Genomic DNA, 4,375 nt, shown 5'->3' with positions numbered 1-4,375 from the left:
CCCATTAACAAAAGAAAACATTTATGAGGAAAAAGGGTTATATGAACCACAAAATTATAATAAAAATGACATTCAAGTGGGAAGAAAACTATTTGAATATGATTTTAAGATATACCAAACAAACATTCAAAAGAAAATAAACCAATATAAACTGTACTGTGAAATATCTACCATAACACTTTTTCTATCAATCCTTTTGCTTATAATTTATTTATTCAAAAAAAGCTAAACGTATCATAACCACGCCTAAAAGACGTGGTATGTACGCGCCCTAGAAGGGCATTCTGTTGCGCTGTGTTTCACACTCTGAAGCCTGACAGCCGCAACGCCTTTTCTGGCTAGCCCTTTAAGGGCTTTTATTTTTTGCCTCCTTTTACTGGCTCACCCGTGAACGGGTCTATGAATTCTCTCATACTCATTTGATCATATAGCTTATCTTCCTGCAATTGATTTTGAATATATTCCTTGATTACTTTTTCATTCTTTCCAACTATTATCATACTAAAATAGTCTTATCATTTAAAGTGATTATTTCTTATTCATTCACTTTGATAAGACTTTTTCTTTTATTTTGACTATTTTCTTTATTTTTCTTTTTATTTAATTTGGCATTCAACACTTTGTTCTTCTTGACCTTTTTGATAGCTATCTTCAAGTTCTCCTGACTTAAAATCTTTTCCATTAATTTCATTTGCTGCTCCTCCTCTATTTGTAAATCTATCCGGAACCATCCCAATTACCTTTACCATCTATGGTTGCGCTCCATAGTTCTAGGCTATCCTCATATTCGGACTGTCCAGACATTGCTTATAGTGATTTGCACTCTATAAACGTTTCAGTCCTTCAGTATCTCTACCTACTATGACTTCATCTGACTTCTTATGGCAAACCTTTTTCGACCGAGGGTACTATCACTGATTTTAAAGTTTACTAGACTTCCTCGTCCATAAGACCTCCCGGGGTAATTCATGAACCCTCTTTCTTTCACAACGTCCTGATTTACTGTCTTGGTTTTACGTTTACCTTTTGGACTTCGATTTGTTATGCAACCTTATCCACCATTTAGCCTTATATCAGGTTTCTGTTCGTACGCTCGAAAGAATCGCTACACCACTTCCTTCACCCATGACATCACTGTCAACGGCTTGTGGTTCACTACACTTGGCGGTAAATACCCGTGGTTGGTTTATCTCCAACTGAATTCATGCCCTGCCCGGCACACATATAAAAAATGAACATCATTTTTATGACATTCATTTTTATCATCTATTCATTTTGGGAAGGATAAAAAGAATAGATTCAACAAAATATGATAATATAACAGAGCAAATATTAGATTTGTCTGGCTGCTATAAATCCTTCATGAATAGCATCGTAAATTTGACGAACTTTCTTGCTATCCCCTATATTATAAACTTCCATTTCTGTATTTTCTTCTAATTGATTTGCAAGATCATACTGAGGAGTAAATCCTGCTGCAATAACAACATTATCAGCATCAACAGTATTTTCGTTACCCCATCTGTCAATTAAAACTACCCCATTATCTTCTACAGCAACCAAACGTTTACCAGTCATAATTTTTATATTTGATTGAGCAATGGCAATATTATAAGCTTGACAAGATGAACCAGAATTAGCTAAGAAAGTATCTGCCATTTCTACAATGGTTACATTTTTTCCATCATTATCTAATTCTAGTGCTGTTTCAGCTCCTGTAATACCTCCACCAATAATAACGACATTTTTTCCATCAACAACTCGAGAACCATTTAAATAGTCATTTGCATAAACAACTGATGACTTATCACTACCTGGAACATCTAAAATTCTTGTTTTACCTCCTATGGCAATAATAACAGCATCATAGCCACCTTGAACAAGCATATCATAATTTGCTTCTTTTTTAACTAAAGTAATATTAGGATCATGAGTAATATGGTCTTCATAATAATTAATCAAACGTTTGATATTTGCCTTATTGTCTGGTTTACTTGCTTCTATCATAGCACCACCAAAACTTCTCTTTTCAAAAATAGTGACTTTATGTCCTCGTAAAGATGCCGTCAATGCTGCTTCACATCCTGCTGGACCAGCACCTACAATTGCTACATTTTTCTTAACTTCAGCTTCAACAATAGGTTTGCATTCAAATCTGTATAAAGTTGGATTCACTGTACAATGGATTGGTGTATGACCTAACATTCCTTTATCAATACAACCGATCATACAATTGATACATGGTTTAATATCTCTTGCTTTCCCCTCTTTCGCTTTTTTAGCCCATGCTGGGTCAGCCAATTGAGAACGTCCTAAAGCCACAAAATCACCATTTCCTTCAGCCAGCATTTTTTCTGCCTCTTCAGGAGAGAAAATATTGTGTCCAATAAATACAGGAATATGAACAGCATCTTTAATCATTCTTGTATGTTCAGCATTAAAAGCATTTGGCAATAAGAATTGTCGAGATGCAGTTGCATGTGTCCCACCCATCATATTTAAATGAGATACACCTTCTTTTTCTAATGCTTTCGCAACTTCAATTGTTTCCTCTATACGAATTCCTTCTGGTTCCCAATCTTCAGTACTTAATTTAACACCAATAGGAAAATCAGCTCCACATTTCTGTTTCATATTTCTGACAATCTCTATCAATAATCTCATACGATTATGCAGTGATCCACCATACATATCAGTACGTTTGTTATCATGAGGTGATAAGAAATTTGTAGGAATACATCCAGCAGCCCCATGAATTTCAAGGACTTCAAACCCAGCTTTTTTTGCTCTTAAAGCAGCATCTCCAAATTTCTCTACTAAATCATGAATTTCTTCAATAGTTAAAGCTCTAGGCATTTTAAATCCCATTTCATACCATGGTTCAAAAGTAATTGGTGATGCTCCAATAACATCAGCACTTCCTACAAATGCTGCATCTCTACCAGGATGTGCCAATTGTAGACCAGGAGTTGCTCCATGTTCTTTGACTGTTTCTGCCAACAAAGTTAATCCAGCAATAAATTCATCTTTGTCCGCTCTTAAACCACAAGATGTCATAGGAACAGGTACAGCATTATCCATAAAAATAAGTCCAGCACCACCATCAGCAGCTTGTGCATAAGCTTTAATTTGTCTATCAGTGACTGTACCATCTGGATTACCTAAGTACGTTCCCATAGAATTACGTACAATTCTATTTTTGATAACAACGTTTCCAATTTTTCCTTTTTCAAATAGATGAGGGTAATATTTGTTTTTCATACTTTATCTCCTTATATCTTTATTATTTCTATAAATAATGATATAATTATGATAAATAATTAACAAGCGATAAATCACTTAAAAAAGTTGCATATGCAACTTTTTCATAATGAATGTTGCATTAGAGAGGAAAAAATGAGTAAAGATTTAAGAAACATCAAAACAAAAGAAAATATTGAATCACATTTTATCAATTTATTAGAACGCTATAAATTCCAAGACATTACCATTAAACTATTAATTAATGAATGTCAAATCAATCGTTCTACTTTTTATAGAAATTATGAAGACAAATACGATTTAATTTATAAAATAGTTGAAGAACTCATCAAGCAATTTAAAAAAAATATTCATTGCCAATTTATTACTCTTCATTTAAAAAAAGAGAATGATTTTAAACCATATTTTAGTTCATTATTAGATTATTTTAATAAACATAAAGATATTTTTATAGTGTTATACAATAATGATTTACCCATAAATATTTTTGATGAAATGCTGACAATCTATAGTCATTATTTATTAAACGAACTTATTTATCATTATCACATTAGTGATTCTCAAATCAAAATTGCTAATTATTTTTCAAAAATTATTGCTTCAAACATCTTAGTTGCTATAAAATGGTGGCATCTAGAAAGCCCACAAACATCAAAAGAAGAAATATTACAAATCATCACTATTACTATCACAGAAGGTATTTTAGCAAGTTTACATTCCCAATTTTTATAAATAATTTGAAAATAAAATAATTTTCTCATAACAATACTAGAACACGAAATCATTGCTTTATGACAATTCATTTCTTGTTCTTTTTGGTAATCTAAAATAACACGGGGTTGTGGGGTTTTGGATTATAAGAAATTGTGGGAAGGCTGTTCTTCCCACAATTTTAAAACTGTATAGGAGAATCATAATCTGATGATGGGTCATGGTTCTTTTTTTCTGCTTTTTCTATCAGTTTATCTAACTTCAGATTGATTTCCTGAGTCAAGTTGTTGAATGCCAAATTAAATGATAAATAGTTCTTCAATTTATTTTGTTAGAATACAAGGTGAGATAACTGTAATATTCATATTAAATTGTCCTGGCTATTCATATTATTTGCTACGTG

General features: G+C 32.4%; 4 protein-coding genes and 1 pseudogene. 2 read left to right on the top strand and 3 right to left on the bottom strand.

Annotated elements, in window-relative coordinates; translation table 11 throughout:
- A partial coding sequence (locus tag B5E87_RS15330; protein ID WP_206399318.1) for a hypothetical protein occupies positions 1 to 229 on the top strand: 229 nt, incomplete at its 5' end.
- 127 nt (positions 230 to 356) lie between these two features.
- On the opposite strand, the pseudogene B5E87_RS14560 reads toward B5E87_RS15330, so the two are convergent.
- From B5E87_RS14560 to B5E87_RS14555, 3 genes and pseudogenes are all read right to left on the bottom strand, one after another.
- Positions 357 to 491 (bottom strand): annotated as a pseudogene (locus tag B5E87_RS14560) (IS200/IS605 family transposase); the annotation flags it as partial.
- Positions 492 to 535: 44 nt separating this feature from the next.
- Positions 536 to 691 carry a hypothetical protein gene (locus tag B5E87_RS15155; RefSeq protein ID WP_158093966.1) on the bottom strand — a complete coding sequence of 52 codons (156 nt, stop codon included), beginning with the start codon at positions 689 to 691 and terminating at the stop codon, positions 536 to 538.
- 641 nt (positions 692 to 1,332) lie between these two features.
- The gene (locus B5E87_RS14555; protein ID WP_087246112.1) at positions 1,333 to 3,261 is read right to left on the bottom strand and encodes an FAD-dependent oxidoreductase; all 1,929 of its coding nucleotides are present in this window, start codon (positions 3,259 to 3,261) and stop codon (positions 1,333 to 1,335) included.
- A gap of 135 nt (positions 3,262 to 3,396) precedes the next feature.
- Here B5E87_RS14555 and B5E87_RS14550 point away from each other — a divergent pair, with 135 nt between their 5' ends.
- The gene (locus B5E87_RS14550) at positions 3,397 to 3,993 is read left to right on the top strand and encodes a TetR/AcrR family transcriptional regulator (RefSeq protein WP_087246110.1); all 597 of its coding nucleotides are present in this window, start codon (positions 3,397 to 3,399) and stop codon (positions 3,991 to 3,993) included.
- The last annotated feature ends 382 nt before the right edge of the window (positions 3,994 to 4,375 follow it).

Source organism: Massilimicrobiota sp. An142, from assembly GCF_002160725.1.
In the GTDB taxonomy this organism is placed as follows: Bacteria; Bacillota_I; Bacilli_A; order Erysipelotrichales; family Coprobacillaceae; genus Allocoprobacillus; species Allocoprobacillus merdigallinarum.
Note: the sequence above shows the minus strand (reverse complement) of the source record. Positions and strands in the feature narration are given on the sequence as shown.